The following is a 1,810-nucleotide window of genomic DNA, read 5'->3' as shown; positions in this document are numbered from 1 at the left end:
AAAAAAAATACAAAAAATAGTTTTTTTACAACAAAAAGCAAAAATAATGGATTTTTATACTTTGTAAAGCTTTTCTATATAAGGGTTTATATGGTTTTTAACAAAAAAACAACATTTTTGTGAAAGACATAGAATAGCGGTATTTATTTAAAAGGGGTTTTAAGTCTAAATTATGACAAGTGTGACAAAATTTTACAATTACCAGTTATTTAGCCATACCATCTCATGGTTTGAATTTCTGTTTGTTTCATTCATCAAACAAACCTGATGCTGATGAATCAGGATGTTTTAAACCTAAATGCGCATAGGCAAGATTGGTCGCACTGCGACCACGCGGTGTACGCATAATAAGCCCCTGCTGAATTAAATAGGGCTCCACCATATCTTCCAAAGTACCGCGTTCTTCGCCAATCGCTGTTGAAAGTGTATCTAAACCCACGGGTCCACCGCCAAATTTTCGTGTCATCATTGATAAATATTCTCTGTCTAGCTGCTCCAAACCTAGCTCATCTACCTTGAGCTCACTCAATGCTTCATGCGCAATGGCTTGATGAACAATACCATTGGTTTTAACATCAGCAAAATCACGCACTCGACGCAATAATCGATTGGCAATTCTTGGTGTGCCACGAGAACGCTTAGCAATCTCTAATGCGCCGTCTGATTCTATCTGGATATCTAAAATATCGGCAGAACGCACTACAATTTTTTGTAGATCTTTTACTTCATAAAACACCAAGCGTTGGACAATACCAAATCTATCTCTAAGTGGTGAGGTTAACATGCCCGCACGCGTCGTCGCACCAATCAAAGTAAACGGTGGTAACTCCAGTTGCACAGAATGTGCAGCTATCCCCTCACCCACCATAATATCAAGTTTGAAATCTTCCAAAGCAGGGTATAGAATTTCTTCCACTACAGGGTTTAAACGATGAATCTCGTCAATAAACAACACATCATAGGGTTCAAGTTTGGTGAGCATTGCTGCCAAATCCCCTGAGCGCTCTAATACAGGACCAGAGCTTTGCTTAAGTCCTGCACCCATTTGATTGGCAATCACATTTGCCAAAGTGGTTTTTCCCAGCCCTGGTGGGCCATAAATTAGTGTGTGATCCAGTGCATCGCCACGCTTTTTAGCGGCTTTAATAAACAATGCCATTTGAGATTTGACATCTTTTTGACCGATATATTCGTTCAGTAATTTAGGACGAACCGAAGTCATAATGATGGTTTCGTTTTCTTGACTCTCTGCGCTGACTAAGGAATCTTCTTCTATCATGTTGACTTATTTTAACCGATTAACCTCTTGTAGCAGAAGTTTGATTTTAATGTGTTTGTCTGAATAGCTTAAACGGATAATTTTTGGATAAGCAATCCCATTAAACACTTGATGTTTATCGGTACTAATCTGCCAATCTTGTATCTTGTTATGATTACCTTTAAAAACAATACTCTCTAAAACCTCTACTGGAAAATACCAACCCAACTCAAGATTCATCCACTGTTTTAAAGTCAACAAAGTAGGCTTGTTGTCAATAAGCAAGCCTTGCTCAGTTTGCTTTATTTGTATTTGCCCAAATCCAAGTGGGCCACTAAGTGTTAATTGATAGTATCCGCCCTGTTGGCTAAATTCAAAGCCTGCCATTTCAGTTTTTTTGTTGGACATGGCACTGAGTCGCCCCTCTATCGTCCATACACTTGGAATACTACTTGAATAAATCAACGGCCCAGGGTGCTTTGGTATTGTTGAACAAGCAGACAAAAAGCCAAATAACAACAAGAATACAAGTATTTTCATGGCTGTCCCTAA

2 protein-coding genes are annotated in these 1,810 nt (G+C 38.7%); both read right to left on the bottom strand.

From position 1 onward, the window contains the following. Positions 1 to 247 precede the first annotated feature (247 nt). Positions 248 to 1,279 (bottom strand): Holliday junction branch migration DNA helicase RuvB, encoded by a 1,032-nt coding sequence (gene ruvB / locus BAZSYMA_RS05620; RefSeq protein ID WP_090716544.1) that lies wholly within the window; start codon positions 1,277 to 1,279, stop codon positions 248 to 250. A 6-nt stretch (positions 1,280 to 1,285) separates the two neighbouring features. Further along, positions 1,286 to 1,810, bottom strand: a 525-nt coding sequence (locus tag BAZSYMA_RS05615) for a lipoprotein insertase outer membrane protein LolB (protein WP_090716543.1), incomplete at its 5' end; no start/stop codon positions are given.

Source organism: Bathymodiolus azoricus thioautotrophic gill symbiont (genome assembly GCF_001298715.1).
Classification (GTDB): domain Bacteria; phylum Pseudomonadota; class Gammaproteobacteria; order PS1; family Pseudothioglobaceae; genus Thiodubiliella.
Note: the sequence above shows the minus strand (reverse complement) of the source record. Positions and strands in the feature narration are given on the sequence as shown.